We start from the raw sequence: 22851 nt of genomic DNA, 5'->3' as shown, positions 1-22851 counted from the left end.
CACCGGCGTCTTCTGCAACACCACATCCGACTCGCCCAGCCCGTACTCGGCCTGCATCCACACCAGACGGTTCACGATCGCCGCGTGCGACACCGCCACACCCTTCGGACGACCCGTCGACCCCGACGTGAAGATCACGTACGCCGTGTTCTCCGGCACCAACCGGCCGCGGCGCTCCGCGTCCGTCACCGCCGTCGACGCGTACCCGGACACGTCGACCCCGTCCACGAGCAGGACAGACCTGTCCCCCGCCACCTCGACACCGTCTCGCGACGTGGTCAGCACGCACACCGGCGCTGCGGTGTCGAGGATGTGCCCGACCCGTTCGACCGGCTGGTCGGGATCGACCGGCACGTACGCACCACCGGCCGTGACCACCGCGTGAATCGCCACCAGCAGATCCACCGACCGCCGCATCGCCACCGCGACCAACGACTCCGGACCCACACCCACCGAGATCAGATGCCGCGCAAGACGGTTCACCCGGGCCCCGAACTCACCGTACGTCACCGACTCACCCTCGAAGGTGAGCGCGACCGCGTCCGGGTTCGCCGTACCGGACTCGAGCATCGACACCAACGTCCCGGCCGGAACGTTCTGCGCGGTGTCGTTCCACCGCTCGACCACCGATGCACGCTCGGCCATGTCCAGCAGCTCGATGTCCCCGACCGTCATCCCGGGATCGGCAACCACGGCCTCGAGGATCCGCACGAACCGGCGCGCGAAGCCCTCGACCGTCGACCGGTCGAAGAGGTCGGTGGAGTACCGCAGGCCAGCGGCCATGCCGTCCGCCGCGCCGTCGACCGCGACCCCCTCGGTGAGCGCCAGTGCGAGATCGAACTGGGTCGCCTGGACGTCGTAGTCGAACCCCGACACCGTCAGGTTCGGCAGTTCGAACGACCCACTCTCCCGGTGTTCGAAGGTCAGCGACACCTGGAACAGCGGTGAATGGGACTGCGAGCGGACGGGGTTGAGCACCTCGACCAGCCGCTCGAACGGCACGTCAGCATGCCCGAACGCAGCCAGATCCCGTTCGCGGACCCGACCGAGCAGGTCCGCGAACGCCGACGAGCCGTCCACGCGAGTGCGCAGCACCAGCGTGTTGACGAACATACCGACGAGGTCGTCGAGCGCCGCTTCGCTGCGCCCGGCGACCGGTGTACCCACGGCAATGTCGTCGGTCCCGGACAGCCGGGCCAGCAGCACGCTGAACGCGGCATGGATCACCATGAAGGTCGACGCCCCGTGTGCACGCGCCACGGATTCGACGCCCGCGACCAGCTCGGGTGGGAGGTGGAACCGCACCGAGTCTCCGCGGCCTGTTGCCACGGTCGGGCGGGACCTGTCGGTGGGCAGGTCGAGCACATCGGGCAGCCCGGCAAGCGTGTCCCGCCAGAACCGGATCTGACCGGAAGCCAACGATTCCGGGTCGTCCTCCGAGCCCAGGACGTCCCGCTGCCACAGCGAGAAGTCGGCGTATTGCACCGGGAGCGGCTGCCATGCCGGCGCGACACCCGAGGTGCGCGCCGCGTAGGCGATCATCAGGTCGCGTGCGAGGGGCCCGGTCGAGACACCGTCCGCGCTGATGTGGTGGACCGCCATCACCAGCACGTACTCGTTCTCATCGGTGCGCAGCAACCGGCCCCGAATCGGCGGGGCCGCGGTGACGTCGAAGCCGGTACCGAGCACCGCCAGGACCTGGTCGAGAAGGTCCCGCTCGGTTACCTCGACCGGCGCCAGGTCCAGTGCGACCCGGTTCGCAGGCAGCACGACCTGGATCGGACCACTGCCGTCGTCCGGGTAGACGGTGCGTAGCGATTCGTGTCGCTCGAGCACGTCACGCACTGCGTGCATCAGCGCCTCTGTGTCGAGGCGTCCGGTCAGGCGGATCGCCAGCGGAATGGTGTAGGCCGCGGAGTCCGGGTCGAACCGGTTGAGGAACCACATCCGCTGCTGGGCGGGCGAGAGCGGGATGCGGTCCGGACGCAGACCGACAGCCAGGGCGGTTACCGGCGCGGCCCGGCGCGAACGCTCCGCCCGGTCGGCGATCGCGGCGACCGACGGTGCCTCGAACACGGCCCGGACACCAAGGGTCGAGCCGAGCGCCGCGTTCACCCGTGACACGAGGCGCATCGCGATGAGTGAGTTGCCCCCGAGCTCGAAGAACTGGTCGTCCGCACCGACTCGATCGACATCGAGCAGTTCCGAGAAGGCCGCGGCCACCGCGAGTTCCGCCTCGGTTGACGGAGCACGGAACTCGACGACCGTGACGGCGAATTCGGCGACCGGAAGGGCATTGCGGTCCAGTTTTCCGGCCGTGTTGAGTGGCAGATCGTCGAGAACCAGAACCTGCGAAGGAATCATGTACGCAGGCAGGTCGCCCGCGACCGCATCCTTGAGCGCTCCGCCGGTCAGTTCCGCGCCGGGTCGGGCGGTCACGTAGGCCACGAGGTGCTCACCCGCGCGGGGGTCGTGCACGAGAGTCACGACGGCCTGATTCACGCCGTCGACCCGCTGCAGCGCGGATTCGATGTCCCCGAGTTCGATCCGCAGGCCACGCAGCTTCACCTGGAAGTCGGTACGGCCCAGATACACCAGCTGCCCGTCACGGTTCCAGCGGACGAGGTCACCGGTGCGGTACATCCTCTGCCCGGGCTCGCCGAACGGATCGGCGACGAACCGGTCCGCGGTCAGATCGGCCCGGCCGTGGTAGCCCCGGGCGAGCTGGTCGCCGGCGAGATACAGCTCGCCCGCCACACCGACCGGAACCGGATGCAGCCGAGCGTCGAGCACGTAGGCCTGGGTGTTCCAAGCGGGCTCGCCGATGGGCACCATGCCCTGTACCGGACCGGTGATCTCGTACCCCGTGGTCGTGATCGAGGCCTCGGTCGGGCCGTACGTGTTGTGGAGGCCGCCGCCGAAGTGTGCACGGATCCCCTCGACCAGTTCCGCCGAGATCGCCTCACCACCGCTGTGCAGGTGCCTCAGTGAGGTCAACGCGTCACCGTGCCCGTCCGCGATCATCGCAGCGAGCAGTGCCGGCACGAACTCGGCGATGGAGATCTCGTGGGCGCGCATGAGCGTCGCGAGGTAGTCGAGGTCGAGGTGACCGCCGGGACGGGTGACGATCAGTCGTGCACCGACTGCCATCGGCAGGAAGCACTCCCACACCGACACGTCGAATGTGAAGGGGGCGCGCTGCATGATGCGGTCCGAAGCGGTGACCCCGTAGGTACCTTCGAGCCAGCGCAGCTGGTTGACGATGCCGTGGTGCGGAACCGAGACACCCTTTGGACGACCGGTGGAGCCGGATGTGAACAGAACATATGCCGGGTGCGACGGTCGCAGCGGGGCAGCACGTTCGGCATCCCGGATCGGCGAGGCGTCGAGGTCCGTGAGGTCCACCTCGTCGACGACGACGACCGGAACGTCGGCGATCGGTGCGAGGCCCGACTGTGCAGTGGTCAGGACCAATGCGGGTGCGGCGGTGTCCACCACGTGGCCGATCCGCTCGGTCGGGTGGTCGGGATCGATCGGGACGTACGCACCACCGGCCTTCACGATCGCGTACATCGCAACCAGCATCTCGACCGAACGCAGTGCCGCCAGGCCAACCAGCGTCTCGGGGCCGACACCCCGGCCGATCAACCAGCGGGCCAACCGGTTCACACGCGCGTCGAACTCCGCGTAGCTGAGTTCGACGCCTTCGAAGACGAGGGCGACCTCGTCGGGACGCCGCGCAACCTGGGCGTCCACCAGATCGACCAGGGTCTCGTCGACGACGGCAACCGCGGTGTCGTTCCACTCGGACAGCACGGTGGCAGACTCCGCACTGGACAGCAACGCGATGTCACCGACCGGCTGGTCCACCGAGCCCGCGACCGCGGCGAGGATCCGGTTCAGCCCGGCGGCAATGAACTCGGCGGTGGCAGCGTCGAACAGATCCGTTGCGTAGGTGAGGTGAGCCGTGATGCCCGCCGCGGTTCCGTCCTCCGCGTACGTGTCGACGAGCGTGAAATCGAGATCGAACTGGGTCACCACTGTGTCGAGCTCGATGCCGGACACCGTGAGCGTGTCGAGTTGCAACTCGGTGCGGGCCAGGTTCTGGAACGTGAGTGACACCTGGAACAGCGGCGAATGAGACTGGGAACGAACTGGACTGAGAAGGTCGACGAGCCGCTCGAACGGGACGTCGGTGTACGAGAAGGCGGACAGGTCGGTCTCGCGAACCTGCGCGAGCAGTTCAGCGAAGGTGGACCGACCCGCCACCTCGGTGCGTAGCACCAGGGTGTTGACGAACATGCCGACCAGATCGTCGAGCGCGGCCTCACCGCGACCGGCGATCGGGGCACCGATCGCGATGTCCGAGGTCCCGGACAGTCGCGACAGCAGCACCGCAAGCGCCGCATGCACGACCATGAACAAGGTTGCGTTCTGTTCCTGCGCCACCCGCACCAGTCCGGCATGCACATCGACGTCAACCGAGAAGGTCAGCTGCGCACCACGATTCGACGCGACGGCGGGCCGGGGACGGTCCGTCGGCAGCTCGATCAGATCCGGGACACCCGCCAGCACCTCGGTCCAGTGGGCGATCTGCTGGGACATCACCGAGTCGGGGTCGTCTTCGCTGCCGAGGATCTTCCGCTGCCAGATCGCGTAGTCCGCGTACTGCACCGGCAGCGACGCCCACGTCGGTGCCTGGCCGGCGACCCGAGCTGAGTACGCGAGCACCACGTCCCGGGTCAGCGGGGCGACCGACCAGCCGTCGGCGCTGATGTGGTGTACCACGAGGACCAGCACGTGCTCGGTGGATTCCGCGTCCTCCACCGCGAACAGAGCCACACGCAACGGCACCGCGGAGGTGACATCGAATCCGCCCGAGACCAGGGCGACGACACGCTCGGGGATCTCGGCGGTGCGGACCGACACCGGGGTGAGGTCCGGGACCACCGGGCCGGTGGGCACGACCACCTGGTGCGCCTCGCCGTCGATCTCGGGGTAGACGCTGCGCAACGACTCGTGGCGCGCGAGCACGTCCGCGACTGCGGCCTGCAGGGCCGCGGTGTCGAGGTTGCCGGACAGCCGGATGGCCACCGGCACGTTGTACGCGGCGGAATCGGGGTCGAAGCGGTTGAGGAACCACATCCGCTGCTGCGCCAGTGACAGCGGCACGTGCTCCGGCCGTGTTTGCGGCGTCAGTGCAGCACGACCGCCCTGGCCCGCGTGCCGTTCCACCGCGGCTGCGAGCGACCCCACCGTGGGCGCGTCGAACAGTTCGCGCACCCGTACCGAGGTGTCGAGCGCGGCGCCGAGGCGCGCGACCACCTGGGTGGCGATCAGGGAGTTGCCGCCGAGTTCGAAGAAGTCGTCGTCGACACCGACCCGATCGACACCGAGCACCTCCCCGTAGACGGAGGCCACGATCTCCTCGATCGGGGTGGCCGGGGCGCGGTACTCCCGCGCCGCGAACATCGGTTGCGGCAACGCCTTCCGATCCAGCTTGCCGACCGGCGTGCGCGGGATCTCGTCGATCGGCATCACCACGGACGGCACCATGTACGCGGGCAGCGTCGCCGCGACCGCGGATCGGAGGGCCTCCGGGTCCACGGTCGTGCCGTCCGTCGGCAGCACGTATGCCACCAGCGAGGTGGTACCCGCAGCGGTGTCGTGGCCGACCGTGATCGCGAACTCGACACCCGGCTGCGCGGCGAGCGCCGCGTCGATCTCGCCGAGTTCGATGCGGAAACCGCGCACCTTCACCTGGAAGTCGGAACGGCCGACGTAGTCGAGTTCGCCGCGGCCGGTCCACCGGACGACGTCGCCGGTGCGGTACATCCGCTCCCCGTTGACACCGAACGGGTCCGCGACGAAGCGGTCCGCGGTCAGGTCGGGGCGGCCGTGATAGCCGCGAGCGAGCGCGGGGCCGGCGAGGTAGAGCTCGCCGGCAACCCCGGTCGGCACCGGCGCGAGCCGGGTGTCGAGCACCATCGCGCGCACCCCGTGGACCGGCACGCCGACGGTGATCGGCTGCCCGGGCACGAGGGGGTCGCTGCCCGCGGCGACGATCGTGGCCTCGGTGGGTCCGTAGCCGTTGAGGAAGTCCCGGTCACCGGCCCAGCGCGCCACCAGTTCGGGAGGGCATGCCTCGCCGCCCACGACGACGACACGCAGGTCCGGCAGGTCGCTCGGGTCGACGGACGCGAGCGCCGCCGGCGTGATCACGACGTGGGTGATCCGTTCGCGACGCAACAGCTCGGCGAGCTCGGCACCACCGAACACCGCGGGCGGGGCGATGACGAGGGTGGCACCGGACGCACCGGCCAGCAGCATCTCGTTGACGGAGATGTCGAAGCTGGGCGATGCCACGTGCAGGACACGGTCGGCGGCCGTGATCGAGTAGTCCCGCCGCTGGTAGGCGACGAAGTTGGCCAGGCCGGTGTGGGTGACGACCACGCCCTTCGGCAGACCCGTCGATCCGGACGTGTAAATGACGTATGCCGGGTTGTCGGTGCGCACCGGGCGGGTCCGCTCCGCATCGGCGATCGGCGCCGGCGAGACCGCCGCGCAGGCCGCCTCGACTTCCGCACCGTCGAGCACCAGCCACGGCAGAGTGGCCGGCAGGTCGTCCGCGTCGGCGACCGTGGTGATGCCGAGCACGGCGCCGCTGTCGCTCACCATGTGTGCGACGCGGTCGACCGGGTAGTTCGGGTCCACCGGAACGAACGCGGCGCCGGATTTCGCGACGGCCCAGGCGGCGAGGACCGATTCGATCGACCGCGGCACGGCCAGTGCGACCACGGTCTCCGGTCCGGCGCCGCGGTCGATCAGCACTCGGGCCAGGCGCGAGGACCGCTCGTCCAGCTCCCGGTAGGTCACCTGGAGGTCCGCCGAGTGGAGGGCGACGGCGTCGGGGTTCCGCCGAGCACCGGCGGCCAGCAGTTCGGCGAGGCTTCGTGACTCGACCGACTCCCGTCCGACCCTCGTGGTCAGCGCGCGCCGCTCGTCGAGGTCGAGAATGTCGATGTCACCGACCACCGCACCCGGGTCGGCGGCCACCGCCGCGAGCACCCGGACGAGGCGCTCGGCGAAGCCGCTCACGGTCTTCGAGTCGAAAAGGTCTGTTGCGTAGACGAACTCACCCGAGATGCCGGCGGGCGATCCGGCGGAATCCGTGGCTTCGGACAGGTTCAGCTGGAGGTCGAACTTGGCCAGCCGGTCGTCGAACTCGTATCCCTCCGCACGCAGACCCGGAAGGTCGAGGGCGCCGTGGCGCAGGTTCTGCAGGGAGAGCGCGACCTGGAACAGCGGGTGCCGGCCCTGCGATCGCTGCGGGGCGAGCACCTCGACGAGCCGCTCGAACGGCACGTCGGCGTGCGCGAACGCCGACAGGTCCGTCTCGCGCGCCTGGGCGAGCAGCTCCGCGAAGGTCGTCCGAGGATCGAGCTCGGTGCGGAGCACCAGGGTGCCGACGAACATGCCGATCAGGTCGTCGAGGGCGGCCTCGCCGCGGCCTGCGATCGGGGTGCCGATCGCGATGTCGGTGGTGCCGGACAGGCGCGCCAGCACCACGGCGAGTGCGGCGTGCAGCACCATGAACGGGGTGGCGTTGTGCGCGCGGGCCAGTTCGAGCAGGTTGCGGTGCAGGTTCGCGTCGACCGCGATCGGCGCCCGCGCACCCCGACCGGACGCGACCAGCGGCCTCGGCCGGTCGGCCGGGAGGTCGAGCTGGTCGGGCAGGTCGGCCAGCGTCGACCTCCAGTAGGCCAGCTGGGTCGAGACCAGCGACTCCGGATCGTCCTCGGAGCCGAGGACCTCACGCTGCCACAGGGTGTAGTCCGCGTACTGGACCTCGAGCGGCGCCCAGGTCGGCGCCTCGCCCTGGGCGCGAGCGGCGTAGGCGACCATCACGTCGCGGGTGAGCGGCGCGATCGAGAAGCCGTCACCGGAGATGTGGTGCACGACGAGGACGAGCACGTGCTCGTCGGTGTCGACGATCCTGAAGATTCTGCCGCGCACGGGGATCTCGGTGGTGACGTCGAAACCGGTTCCGGCCACCTCGATGACCCGGGCGAGGACCTCGTCGGGGCCGATCGTCTCGGGGGCGAGCGTGATCGGCACCTCGGCGGCCGCCAGCACCTGCTGGTGTCCGGCACCGTCGGCCTCGGGGTAGATCGTCCGCAGGACCTCGTGCCGCGCCACGACGTCGGCGACCGCCTCGCGCAATGCCGCGACGTCGAGCTGTCCGGTGAGCCGGACCGCGACGGGGATGTTGTTCACGGCGGATTCGGGGTCGAACCGGTTGAGGAACCACATCCGTTGCTGGGCTGCCGACAGCGGAACGCGGTCCGGTCGGGGCCGGGCGGTCAGGGCGATGCGGCCACCCGTGCCGGAGTGCGAACTCAGTCGCGCCGCGAGGGCCGCGACGGTCGACGCCTCGAACAGGTCCCGGACCGGGACCCGGGTGTCGAGTGCCGATCCGAGCCGGGCCGCGAGCTGGGTGGCGATCAGCGAGTTGCCACCGAGTTCGAAGAAGTCGTCGTCCAGGCCGACCTCGGCCACCCCGAGGACGTCGCCGAATGCCGCGGCAACGATCTCCTCGACCGGGTTGGTCGGGGCACGGAACTCCTTGGCCTCGAAGGCCGGCGCGGGCAGGGCCTTGCGGTCCAGCTTGCCCGACGAGTTCAGCGGGAACGCGTCGAGGACGACCAGCGCCGACGGAATCATGTACGAAGGCAGGCGATCTCCGAGCGCCACCCGCAGCGCCGACGCGTCGATGTCGGCACCGGCCGCGGGCACCACGTATCCCACGAGCTGGTCGCCGGTGGGCGTCGCGACCACCAGCGCCACGGCCTGGCTGACCGATCCGTCCGCGAGCAGCGCCGTCTCGATCTCGCCGAGCTCGATCCGTTGACCCCGGAACTTCACCTGGAAGTCCGTGCGCCCGATGTAGTTCAGCTCACCGGACCGGCTCCAGGTCACCAGGTCGCCGGTCCGGTACATCCGCTCACCGGAGAGCGAGAACGGGTTGGCGACGAACCGGTCCGACGTCAGATCCACCCGACCGAAGTACCCCCGGGCCAGCTGCACGCCGGCCAGGTACAGCTCGCCGGGGACGCCGGCCGGAACGGGATGCAACCGCGAATCCAGAACGTACATCTGCGAATTCCACTGCGGACGACCGATGGAGACGGCTCCCCCGGCCGCCACCTCGGTGACGTCGGCGTAGGTGATGGACACCGCGGCCTCCGTCGGGCCGTACAGGTTCTGCACCCGTGCCGACGACACCGCCGCGAACGACCGCACCGTCTCCGCGGGCAGCGCCTCGCCGATCACGAACACGTCCCGCAACGACACCAGCGACCCGGCGGGGGCGTACTCGGCGAACACGGTGAGCATCGACGGCACGAAGTCCGTGAGCGTGACGCCGCGCGCCGCGACCGTGTCGGCGACGTACGCCGGGTCGCGGTGTCCGTCGTGGGTGGCCACGACCAGCGTGGCGCCGACCCGCAGGGGCAGGAAGTACCCCCACAGCGACACGTCGAACGTCGTCGCGGTCTTCTGCAGGTACACGTCGTCCGCGGTGAAGGAGTATTCGTGCGCCATCCAGCGCATCTGGTTGACGATCGCCCGGTGCGGGACCGCCACGCCCTTCGGCTTGCCGGTGGATCCGGAGGTGAAGATGACGTAGGCCGGATGATCGGGACGCAGCACCGCGGTCCGCTCCGACGCCGCGATCGGCGCGTCCGACCCGGCGTCCCCGTCCGGGGCGTCCACGAAGAGGACAGACCTGTCCCCTGCGGCCAGGAAGTCGTCTCGGGTGGTGGTCAGCACGCACACCGGGTTCGCGGTGTCGAGAATGTGTCCGATCCGCTCTGCGGGGTGGTCGGGGTCGATCGGCACGTACGCGCCACCCGCCTCGAGCACCGCGTACATCCCGACCACCAGGTCCAGCGACCGACGAACAGCCAACGCCACCAACGATTCCGGTCCCACACCGGAGGCGATCAGGGTGCGCGCGAGCCGGTTCACACGGGACGCGAACCGGGCGTACGTGAGCGTCTCGCCCTCGAACACCACCGCGGTGGCGTCCGGGGTCCGCTGGGCCTGGGTCCGGAACGCGTCCAGCAGCAGCTCGCCGGACGGCAGTTCGTGCGCGGTGTCGTTCCAGCGGTCGAGAACCTGGACCCGCTCGGCGCCGTCGAACAGATCGATGTCCCCGACGGACCGGGTCGGGTCGGCGGTCGCCGCCGCGAGCACCCGGACGAAACGCCGGCCGAACTCCGCGATCGTCGCCTCGTCGAACAGGTCCGTCGCGTAGGTGGCCAGAACGGTCATGCCGTCGGCCGCCGCGGCGGGGTCGCTCGACTCGAGCACCGTCAGTTGCAGGTCGAACTTCGCGACACCCGGATCGAAGTCGACTGCGGCGACGGTCAGTTCCGGGAGCACCACCTCGGTCTGGGCGATGTTCTGGAAGAACAACGCGACCTGGAACAGCGGATGGCGCCCCTGGGAACGGGCCGGGTTGAGTACCTCGACGAGCCGCTCGAACGGCACCTCCGCGTGCGCGAACGCGGCCAGGTCGGTCTCCCGGATCCCGGCGAGCAGCTCGGTGAACGACTGTGCCGGGTCGACCGCGGTCCGCAACACGAGGGTGTTGACGAACATGCCGATCACGTCGTCGAGGGCGGCCGCGCCACGCCCGGCGACCGGGGTGCCGACCGCGATGTCCCGCGTGCCGGACAGCCGCGACAGCAGGACCGCCAGCGCGGCGTGCACGACCATGAACGCGGTCGTGTTGTGCTCGCGGGCAATCGCGTCGATCGATTCCTGCAGGTCTACGTCGATCCGGAACCGGTGGTTGGCTCCGTGGTTCGTCGCGACCGCCGGGCGGGGCCGGTCGGTCGGCAGGTCGAGCTGCTCGGGCAGACCGGCGAGTGTGTCGCGCCAGTAGCCGAGCTGGGCGGAGATCAGCGACTCCGGATCGTCCTCGGCGCCGAGGTGGGCGCGCTGCCAGACGCTGTAGTCCGCGTACTGGACGTCGAGCGGGGCCCAGGCCGGCTCGTCGCCCGCCGAACGCGCGGCGTACGCGGTGACGACGTCACGCACCAGCGGGCCCATCGAGAATCCGTCGGCGGCGATGTGGTGCACGACCAGCACCAGCACGTACTCGTCGTCGCCGGTCGTCAGGAGCGCGGCGCGCAGCGGAACCTCGGTGGTGACGTCGAAACCGGCGCCGGCCAACGCCAGCACCCGGGCCGGCAGTTCCGACTCCGCCACCGTCGAGGCGGTGAGGTCGGGAACGGCCTGCGCGGCAGGCAGGGCGACCTGGACCGGGCCGTCCTCCGTGTCCGGGTACACGGTGCGGAGCACTTCGTGCCTGCCCACCACGTCCGCCACGGCGGCCGCCATCGCGGCCTCGTCGACGCGTCCGGTCAGCCGGACCGCCATCGGAATGTTGTTCACCCCGGAGTCGGTGTCGAATCGGTTGAGGAACCACATCCGGGACTGCGCGAGCGACAGCGGGATCCGTTCGGGGCGGTCGAGGGTGCCGAGCGCCGGTCCGCTCGTGGCCGCGGCCGCGCCGTCGATGACGAGTGCGAGTTCGGCGACGGTCGGCGAGTCGAAGAACTCGCGCACGTCGATCCGGACACCGAAGTCGGCGTTGAACCGCGCGATGGCACGCGTCGCGATCAGAGAGTTGCCGCCGAGTTCGAAGAAGTCGTCGTCGACACCGATCCGCTCGAGGCCGAGCAGGTCCGCGAACAGGTCCGCGAGGGTCTCCTCGGTGGGCGTGCTCGGGGCCCGGTACTCCCGGGCGAGCGACGAGAAGTCAGGTGCGGGAAGCGCTTTGCGGTCGAGTTTGCCGCTCGGGTTGACCGGGAAGGCGTCGAGGACGACGAACAGCGACGGCACCATGTAGTCGGGCAGCCGCTGCTTGAGATCCGCGGTCAGCTCACGGTGGTCGGGGGCGGTGCCCGGCTCCGCGACGAGGTACGCGACGAGGTGGTCACCGACGGTGGGGTCGTTGTGGACCACGACGACCGCCTGCGCGACCTCGCTGCGGCTCAGCAGAGCCGACTCGATCTCGCCGAGCTCGATGCGCAGTCCGCGCAGCTTGACCTGGAAGTCGATGCGCCCCATGTACTCCAGCGAACCGCCGACGCCACCGGCGGTGCTCCACCGCACCAGGTCACCGGTGCGGTACATGCGGGCGCCGGGCGCCCCGTACGGATTGGCGACGAACCGGTCGGCGGTCAGCTCGGGTCGGCGCACGTATCCGCGGGCGAGCTGGACACCGGCGAGGTACAGCTCACCGGGCACGCCCGCCGGGACCGGACGCAGGCCGTCGTCGAGAACCAGGAGCTCGGTCTCGGCGACAGCGGAGCCGATCGGGATCGAACTGCCGTCGCCTTCGCTCGTCTCGTGGTGGGTGACGTCGACCGCGGCCTCGGTCGGTCCGTACAGGTTGTGCAGCGCGGCGTCGAAGGTCTTCCGGAACCGGCTCGCGGTGTCGGCCGGCAGCGCCTCACCGGAGGAGAACACCATCCGCAGGGTGCCGACGTCCTCGGCGGACGCCTCGGCGAGGAACACCGACAGCATCGACGGCACGAAGTGCGCGACGGTGACGCCGCGCTCGATCATGGTCCTGGCCAGGTAGGCCGGGTCACGGTGCCCGTCGTGGGTGGCGATCACGAGCTTGGCGCCGACGAGCAGCGGCCAGAAGAGCTCCCACAGCGACACGTCGAACGTGAACGGCGTCTTCTGCAGGATGGTGTCGTCGGTGGTGAAGCCGTATTCCGTCTGCCGCCACAGCAGGTTGCTGACGATGGCGCGGTGGCTGACGGCGACACCCTTCGGACGCCCGGTCGAACCGGACGTGAAGATCACGTAGGCCGCGTTGTCCGCGTACAGCGGGAGACGGCGATCCGGGTCGGTGACGGTGGCGCCGGAGTAGCCGGAGACGTCGAGGGTGTCGATCTCGAACACCGTGACGGTCGCCGGCAGCGGCACCGCGTCCCGCGCGGTGGTCAGGACCGCGGCGGGCTCGGCGACGTCGAGCACGTAGGCGATGCGATCCGCCGGGTGGTCCGGGTCGAGCGGCACGTAGGCACCGCCGGCCTTGACGATCGCGTACATGCCGATCAGCAGGTCGAACGAACGCCGGATCGCCAGACCGACCATCGACTCGGGCCCGACACCGGACTCGATCAGCTTGCGCGCCAACGCATTGGCGCGAGCATCGAACTCCGCGTAGGTCAAGGTCTCGCCCTCGAACTCGAGGGCGATCGCGTCGGGGGTCCGCGCGACCTGCTCGTCGAACAACGTCGGCAGGGTGCGCGGCGCGGCTGCGGTGGCGCCGACGGCATCGGTGACGTCGAGGAAGAGGGTCTCGAGGACCGCGTCGATGCTGCCCTCGCCCTCGGCGAGTCCGGGCAGGAGGGTGGTCAGGACCACCGGGATCAGTGCGTCGGCGCCGAGTGCGCCACCCATCGCCGTGTCGAGGGTTTCGATCTCCGTGTGGAGGGTTCGATACGTGATTCCCGAATCCGCGATCGCGTGCCGATCCGGCTGAGCCCTGACGACCTCCGCAATCAATCGTGGCAAATCTTCAACTGCAAGGGAGTGCCCCCGCGGCCCAACACCCGACATCTAGCCCATTCCTCCCGTAAAACCACTGCAACCGGTCGTACCGAACCGGGTCACACGCACGGACGAACCCGGGTCACCCGGGAGCCGTCCGGTGAACTATAGGGTCAGCGCGCACTGTTGAGCTGCGCTTTCTGAACAATTGACCGAGAGGAGCCGATCAGCGTTTCGATGGTCCCGGCGAGGCCCTCCGGGCCCAGGGCCGGCAGGATCCCCGGCAACAGGCCCGACAACGAAACCGTGACGAGAGCGTCCGGCTTCAACGTGGCTCCCATGGCCTTCGTGACCGCGCCGAGTTTGGTCGCGAGCTGACCGTAGGAGACGTCCTTGCCGTCGTGGCTGAGCGCGATCGCGTCGGGGTCCACGACTGCCGCGGCGGCGACCAGCTCGGGCAGGTCGTGCACCGTCGACGCCGGCTTCGGTGCCGTCCGCGACCGCTCCTCGTCGGTGAGGATGTCGATGCTGCGCAGCACCGTCTCGGGCCGGTCTGCGACGGCTTCGAGGATCCGCAGGAACCGTCCCGCGAACAACCGAACGGTGTCGGGGAGGAACAGGTCGGTCGCGTAGGTGAACTGCATCCGGATCCCGGCGAGGTTGCCGTCGTCGTCGAACCGCTCCATGCCAGTCAACTGGAGGTCGAACTTCGCCTGCTCGGGCCCGCCCTCGAGCGGAGCCACCTCGAGCTCGGGAAGGCGCAGAGACGTCGGGGTCATGTTCTGGAACGCGAACATCACCTGGAACAGCGGGGTGTACGCCGACGAGCGCTCCCGACCCACCGCATCGACGAGCCGTTCGAAGGGCACGTCGGCGTGCCCGAACGCGGCGAGATCCTTGCTGCGGGCCTGCGTCAGCAGGTCGGTGAACGTCGAACCCGACCCGACCTCGGTGCGGAGCACGACGGTGTTGACGAACATGCCGATCAGATCGTCGAGCACCTGTTCGCCGCGACCGGCGACCGGAGTGCCGATTGCGATGTCGGTGGTTCCGGACAGCTTGGCGAGCAGGACCGCGAACGCACTGTGCACGACCATGAACAGGGTCGCGTTGTTCTCGCGCGCGACCGTCGCCAGCCTGCCGGCGAGTGTCGCGTCGATCTCGAAGTCGAACGCACCGCCCCGCATCGACGCGCGCGCCGGCCGTCGATGGTCGGTGGGAAGTTCGAGCTGCTCCGGCAGCCCCCCGAGCTCGCCACGCCAGTAGTCGATCTGCCGCGACAGCAACGACTGCGGGTCGTCCTCGGAACCGAGCACCGCACGCTGCCACAGGCTGTAGTCGGCGTACTGCACGGCCAGCGGCGCCCACCCGGGCTCGGCGCCCTGCACCCGGGCCGAGTAGGCGACCATGACGTCCCGCGTGAGCGGTCCCATCGAGAACCCGTCGGCGCTGATGTGGTGCACCATCACGACCAGCACGTGCTCGGTGGGTGACAGGGCGAACAGCCGCGCCCGAACCGGCAGATCGGTGGTCACGTCGAAGCCGGCCGACACCATCGCGGTGACCAGCCCCGGCAACGTCTGCTCGGTGGCCGGCTCCGCCCGCAGGATCGGTGTGGCGTCGGACGGCGGGAGGACCACCTGCACGGGGCCGTCGGTCCCGTCGGGGTACACCGTGCGCAGCACTTCGTGCCGCTCGAGCAGGTCCGCGAACGCCGCTTCCAGCGCGGCCACGTCCAACCGCCCGGACAGCCGGATCGCGACCGGGATGTTGTACGCGGCCGAGTCCGGGACCATCCGGTTGAGCACCCACATCCGCTGTTGTGCCAGCGACAGCGGGAGCTGGTCCGGGCGCTCGGCAGGCACCAGCGGCGGCCGGGCACCGACACCCGCGACGTCCGCGACCCGGGCGGCCAGCGCCGCGACCGTCGGGGTCTCGAACAGCCACAGGACCGGCACGGTGGTCGAGAGCGCCGCCCCGACCCTGGCCGCGACCTGCGTCGCGATCAACGAATTGCCTCCGAGAGCGAAGAAGTCGTCGTCCAGACCCACCGGGTCGCTGCCGAGCAACTCCGCGTACATGTCCGCGATCAACCGCTCGGCGACCGTGACGGGCTCGCGGTACTCGGTGACCGCGAACTCCGGCGCAGGCAGCGCGGTGCGGTCGAGCTTGCCGTTGACGTTCAGCGGCAGGGCGTCGAGCACGACGACCGCGGACGGGACCATGTAGCTGGGCAGCCGCCGCCCGGCCGCCGCCAGGACCGCGGCCGTGTCGATCTCGGTGTCGGTGACCGGCGCGACGTAGGCCACCAGACGAGCCGCGTCGCCCTCTCCCCACGTGACGACGGCGACGGACGCGACCGCCGGATCGGCGGCGAGCGCCGCCTCGATCTCGCCGAGCTCGATGCGGAAGCCCCGCACCTTCACCTGGAAGTCGACGCGCTCGAGATAGTCGAGCACGCCGTCGCCGTCCGCGGTGCGCGTCCAGCGCACCAGGTCGCCGGTGCGGTACATCCGTTCCCCGGCCGGGCCGAACGGGTTGGCGACGAACCGATCCGCGGTCAGATCGGCGCGGCCGAAGTAGCCGCGGGCCAGCTGAACGCCGGCGAGGTACAGCTCGCCGGGGACGCCGACCGGGACCGGCTTCAGTCGCGCATCCAGCACGTACACCCGGGTGTTCCACTCCGGGACGCCGATTGCGACCGACGAGGAGGACACCTCGTCCACCCGCTGGCTGGTGACCGAGACCGCGGCCTCGGTGGGGCCGTACAGGTTGTACAGCGCGGCCGAATTCGTGTCGGTGAACGTCCGGGCGGTCGCCGCCGGCAGGGCCTCGCCGATCGCGAGGACCCGGCGCAGGTCGGGGGCGAGTTCGCCGCCGGCCGTGGTGGAGAGCATCGCGACCATCGAGGGCACCGCGTGCAGCGTCGTGACCCGCTGGTCGCGCAGCAGGGCCAGCAGCTGGTCGGGGTCGTTCTGGACGCCGGCGCGGGCGATCACGGTGCGGCCGCCGGAGACGGCCGCCGACCAGAACTCCCACACCGACAGGTCGAAGGTCGCGGCCGTCTTCAGCAGCAGCGAGTCGTCGCCGCCGAGGGCGAATTCCGCACGCATCCAGAGCAACTGGTTGACGATCGCGCGGTGCGGCACCGCGACACCCTTGGGGCGGCCGGTGGAACCCGACGTGAAGATCACGTACGCCGGGTGCTGCGGGCGCAGCGGTGCGATGCGCTCGTCGTCCCGCACCGGCCCGGCCGGCAGGCCGGACAGGTCGAGGGTGTCCAGGGTCAGGACGGACCTGTCCCCGGCAATCTCGACGTCGTCTCGCGACGTGGACAGGACACACACCGGACGGGCGGTGTCGAGGATGTTCGCAATGCGGTCGGCGGGGTGGTCCGGGTCGACCGGAACGTAGGCGCCGCCGGCCTTGGCGACCGCGTACATCCCGATCACCAGGTCCAGGGACCGCCGCATGGCCAGCGCCACGGTCGACTCGGGACCGACGCCCTCGCCGATCAGCTTGCGCGCCAACCGGTTCACCCGGGTGTCGAAGTCCGCATACGTGAGTTCGGTTCCGTCGTACCAGAATCCGGGGGCGTCCGGGGTGGCCGCCACCTGCCGGTCGAACAGCTCGACCAGGGTGAGGTCCTCGGTGGCCGCGGCCGTGTCGTTCCAGCCGGACAGCACCGCCTCGCGTTCCTCGGCGTCGAGGAGGTCGATGTCGCCGACGACGACGGCCGCGTCCGCGACCGCGGCCTCCACGACGCGGACGAACCGCTCCGCGAACCCGCGCACGGTCGACTCGTCGAACAGGTCGAGTGCGTAGCTGAAGACCGCGTCGAGGCCGGCCGGGGCGCCGTCCTCGTCGTAGCGATCGGTCAGGAACAGCTGCAGGTCGAACTGGGCGATCTCGGTGTCCACCTCGACCGGGGCCACGGTCAGGCCGGGCAGCTCGACCTCGGCGCGGGCGTGGTTCTGGAACGAGAAGCCCACCTGGAACAGCGGGTGTCGGGCCGTGGAACGGGCCGGGTTGAGCACCTCGACGAGGCGTTCGAACGGGATGTCCGCGTGCGCGAACGCCTGCAGGTCGGTGTCGCGGACCCGGCCGAGCAGGTCCCCGAACTCGGCGCCGCCGTCGACCTGGGTGCGGAAGACGAGCGTGTTGACGAACATGCCGACGAGGTCGTCGACCGCGGCCTCGCCGCGACCGGCGATCGGGGTGCCGACCGCGATGTCCCCGGTTCCGGACAGCCGGGCCAGCAGCACCGCGAGCGCGGTGTGTGCGGCCATGAACAGGGTCGCGCCCTTCCCCCGGGCCAGGTCGCCGAGTCCGCGGTGCAGGTCGGCGTCGAGGGCGAACGCCACCCGGCCGCCGCGGAAGGACTGCGTCGCCGGGCGCGGCCGGTCGACCGGCAGGGCCAGCTGATCCGGAATCCCGGCGAGGGTGTCGCGCCAGAAGCCGATCTGCTGCGCCGCGACCGAGTCGGCATCGTCCTCGGCGCCGAGCACCGCGCGCTGCCAGATCGCGTAGTCGGCGTACTGCACCGGCAGCGGAGCCCACCCGGGGGCCTGGCCGCTGATCCGGGCCGCGTACGCGGTCATGACGTCGCGGGCGAACGGCACCATCGACGAGCCGTCGGCAGAGATGTGATGGACCACCGAGGCGAGCACGTACTCGTCGGGGTTGCCCGCATCGCGGTACAGCCGCATCCGGACCGGCACCTCGGCGGTGACGTCGAACGTGCTGGTGACGAGGCCGAACACGGCCGACTGCAGCTCCTCACCCGGAACCGTCACCGGGGTGAGGTCGAGGGCGAGGTCGCCGGCCGGGACGATCTCCTGCACCGGGCCGTCGGCGGTCTCCGGGTAGCGGGTCCGCAGCGACTCGTGCCGCGCGACGACGTCGGCGACGGCGGCCTCGAGGGCGGCCACGTCGAGAGCGCCGGTGAGCCGGATCGCCATCGGGATGTTGTAGGCCGTCGACGCGGTGTCGAACCGGTTCAGGAACCACATCCGTTGCTGTGCCAGGGACAGCGGCAACCGGTCCGGTCGCTGCTGGGCCGTCAGCGCGGGGCGGGCCCCGTCCCCGGCGTGCACGCCGGCGCGGGCGGCGAACCCGGACACCGTCGACGCCTCGAACAACGTCCGGACCGGCACGCGGGTGTCGAGGGCGGCACCGAGCCGGGAGATCACCTGCGCGGCAACGAGGGAGTTGCCGCCGAGTTCGAAGAAGTCGTCGTCCCGGCCGACCCGTTCGACGCCGAGGACGTCCGCGAAGATGCCGGCGACGATCTCCTCGACCGGTGTTGCCGGCGCACGGTACTCGCGCGCGGCGAGGACCGGCGCGGGCAGGGCGCGACGGTCGAGTTTGCCGTTGGCGGTCAACGGGATCGCGTCGAGCACCACGAACGCCGACGGCACCATGTACTCGGCGAGCCGGTGCGCGACCCCGGCCCGCACGGTGTCGGTGTCGATCGTCGTCCCGGTGCCGGGGACCAGGTAGGCGACCAGGACGGGGTTGCCGGGCACGTCCTCGCGGACGACGACCGCGGCCTGCCCGACGGTCTGCTGCGCCAGCACGGCGGCTTCGATCTCACCGAGCTCGATGCGGAATCCGCGAATCTTGACCTGGTCGTCGGCGCGACCGAGGTACTCGAGGTCGCCGTCGTGGCCCCAGCGCGCGAGATCGCCGGAACGGTACAGGGCGGTGCCGCTGCCGCCGAACGGGTTGGCGACGAATCGGGCCGCCGTCAGCGCCGGCTGCCCCAGGTAGCCGCGCGCCAACTGCACACCCGCGACGTAGATCTCGCCGGGCACCCCGACGGGGACCGGGCGCAGCCGGGCGTCGAGGACGTACATCTGCAGGCCCGCGATCGCGTGACCGACCAGGCTCGCGGACGCGGTCGCCGCGGTGTCCGCGTCGATCCGGCGGTGCGAGACGTGCACCGTGGTCTCGGTGATGCCGTACATGTTCACCAGCTGCGGTGTGGCAGTACCATCCCCCGTCGCTTCGCTCGCCCCGCCGTGCCGCTCGTACCACGGTGCCAGGCGCCGCAGTTCGAGGGCCTCGCCGCCGAACACGACGTAGCGCAGCGCGAGGGCGTCGCCCGCGGCGGGATCCGGGGTCGCGAGCCGGTCCGCCTCGGCGAGCTGGTGGAACGCGGACGGGGTCTGGTTGAGCACCGTCACCCGGTCGCGGCGCAGCAGTTCGAGGAACTGTTCGGGCGAGCGGGACGTGAAGTAGTCGACCACCACCAGGGTGCCGCCGTAGAGCAGCGGGCCCCACAGCTCCCACACCGAGAAGTCGAATGCGTAGGAGTGGAACATCGTCCAGACGTCGGTCTCGGCGAAGCCGAACTCGGCGTCGGTGTTGTCCATCAGGCGCACGACGTTGCGGTGCGGGACCAGCACGCCCTTGGGGCGACCGGTCGAACCGGACGTGTAGATGACGTACGCGACGTTGGCGGGACGCAGGGGCGTGCATCGGTCGGCGTCGGTGACCGGCGCCGCCGCATGCACCGACAGGTCGACACCGTCGAGCTCGATCACCGGCAGGCCGGACGGCAGGTCGAGGTCCGACGCGGTGGCGCGGTCGGTGACGACGCACACGGGATGCGCGTCGGCCAGCATGTAGGCGATCCGGTCCGCGGGGTAGTTCGGGTCCACCGGCAGGTAACCGCCACCGGCCTTGACGACAGCGAGCAGCGCGACCACGAGGTCCAGCGAACGCGGAAGGGCAACCGCGGCAAGGGTCTCCGGTCCGACACCCCCCGCAATCAGCGCACGCGCCAGCCTGTTCACCCGCTCGTCGAGGTCTCGATAGCTCAGTGCGTCGGCACCGAAGCGCACCGCGACCCGATCCGGGTGGGCGGCCACCGCCGCGTCGAATCGAGCGACCAGTGTGGTGTCCGACCCAGTGTCGGGGCCGAACGAACTCCACTGCGACAGAACCTGATCGCGCTCGACGGCGGTGAGCAGGTCGATGTCTCCGACCGGACGGTGCGGGTCGGCGACGACCGCACCCAGCACCCGCAGGAAGCGGTCCCCGAACGACACCGCGGTGGACTCGTCGAACAAGTCGGTGGCGTACGTCAGTTCGACGGACATGCCGGCCGGCGTGCCGCGGTCGTCGAACGACTCGGTCAGCGTGAACTGCAGGTCGAATTTCGCCACGTGCGCGTCGAAGTCGACGACCGAGGCCGCGAGCCCGGGCAGTTCGAGGCGGGCCGGAGCGAAGTTCTGGAAGGTCAACGCGACCTGGAACAACGGGTGCCGAGCCTGCGACCGCACCGGGTCGAGAACCTCGACGAGCCGCTCGAACGGTACGTCGGCGTGCGCGAATCCGGCGACGTCGGTCTCGCGAGCCTGCGCCAGGATCGCCGTGAACTCGGCCGACGAATCGACCTGGGTGCGCAGTACGAGCGTGTTGACGAACATGCCGACGAGGTCGTCGAGAGCGGCCTCGCCGCGACCGGCGAACGGCGCACCGACGACGATGTCGCTCGTGCCGGACAGCCGGGCGAGCAGCACCGCGAGCGCGGAGTGCACGACCATGAACAGCGTGCCGCCGCTCTGGCGCGCGAGGTCGCCGAGGCCGGTGTGCAGATCGGCCGGGATGTCGAAGCCGATGCTGGCTCCGCGGTTCGACGCGATCTCGGGCCGGGGTCGGTCGCTCGGCAGGTCGATCTGCTCGGGCAGTCCCGCGAGTTGGGCGGACCAGTACCCGAGCTGCGCGGCGATCACCGACTCGGAGTCGTCCTCGGCGCCGAGGACCTCGCGCTGCCACAGCGTGTAATCCGCGTACTGCACCGGGAGCGGTTCCCATGCCGGAACATCGCCGGCACTGCGGGCGCCGTACGCGATCATCAGGTCGCGGACGAGCGGAACCATCGAGAAGCCGTCGGCGGCGATGTGGTGCACGACGACCATCAGCACGTGGCTGTCGTCGGCGACTCGCAGCAGGCGAGCACGCAACGGAACCTCGGCGGTGACGTCGAACCCACGCGCGGCCTCGTCGACGATCACGGTCATCAGGTCCTGCTCGGCGACGTCGACCGCGATGACCTCCGGAACCGACCGGCGCGCGGGCAGGATGACCTGCACCGGCCCGTCCGGGGTGTCCGGGTAGAGGGTGCGCAGCACCTCGTGGCGGGCGACCAGGTCCGCGACGGCGTCCTGGAGTGCGCGCCGGTCGAGGCGTCCCTGCAGCCGCACCGCCACCGGAATGTTGTTCACGGCGGACGCGGTGTCGAACTGGTTGAGGAACCACATGCGCTGCTGGGCGAGGGAGAGTGGCAGCCGTTCGGGGCGCGGGCGGGCCGTCAGGGCAGCGCGGCCGCCCTGTCCGGCGAGCGATCCGATCCGGGCGGCGAGACCCGCGACCGTCGAGGCCTCGAACAGCATCCGCACCGGGACGTGGGTGTCGAGGGCGGTCCCGATCCGCGCGGCGACCTGCGTCGCGATCAGCGAGTTGCCGCCGAGTTCGAAGAAGTCGTCGTCGGCACCGACCCGCTCGACGTGCAGAACATCCGCGAACACCGCGGCGACGGTCTCCTCGACCGGCGTGGCCGGCGCCCGGAACTCACGCGCCTCGAACACCGGCGCCGGCAACGCCTTTCGATCCAGCTTGCCCGACGCGTTCAGCGGGAACTCCTCGAGCACCACGACCGCCGACGGCACCATGTACGCCGGCAACACCGCACCCAGCCCCGCCCGCACCGCCTCGGAATCGACAACGGCACCCGCCGCGGGGACCACGTATCCCACGAGATGCTCGCCACCGTGAGCGTCCTCACGGACCACCACGACGGACTGCGCAACCGACCCCTCGGCCAGCAACGCCGCCTCGATCTCCCCCAGTTCGATCCGCAGACCCCGCAGCTTGACCTGGAAGTCGGTGCGGCCCAGATACTCCAGCTCACCGTCCCGGTTCCAGGCGACCAGATCGCCGGTCCGGTACATCCGCTCCCCCGCAGCGAACGGGTTCGCCACGAACCGATCCGACGTCAGATCCACCCGCCCCACGTACCCGCGGGCCAGCTGCACACCCGCCAGATACAACTCACCCGGCACACCCACCGGCACCGGACGCAACCGCGCATCCAACACGAACACCCGCGTGTTCCACACCGGAGCGCCGATCGGCACCGACACCTCGTCGGCGACGGTCACCTCGTGGAACGTCACGTCCACGGCCGCCTCCGTCGGGCCGTACAGGTTGTGCAACCGCGCGCCCGGCAACACCTCCCGCAACGCCGCCGCCGTCGCCGCG

Annotated in this window: 2 protein-coding genes; both read right to left on the bottom strand. The window is 70.4% G+C overall.

Going from position 1 to position 22851, the window contains the following annotated elements:
* Window positions 1-13491, bottom strand: a 13491-nt coding sequence (locus ABD951_RS20045) for an amino acid adenylation domain-containing protein (RefSeq protein ID WP_345349110.1), incomplete at its 3' end; no start/stop codon positions are given.
* A 263-nt stretch (window positions 13492-13754) separates the two neighbouring features.
* Window positions 13755-22851: amino acid adenylation domain-containing protein (locus ABD951_RS20040; RefSeq protein ID WP_345349107.1), on the bottom strand; the 9097-nt coding region annotated here is incomplete at its 5' end.

Source organism: Rhodococcus olei (genome assembly GCF_039540555.1).
In the GTDB taxonomy this organism is placed as follows: domain Bacteria; phylum Actinomycetota; class Actinomycetes; order Mycobacteriales; family Mycobacteriaceae; genus Rhodococcus_G; species Rhodococcus_G olei.
Note: the sequence above shows the minus strand (reverse complement) of the source record. Positions and strands in the feature narration are given on the sequence as shown.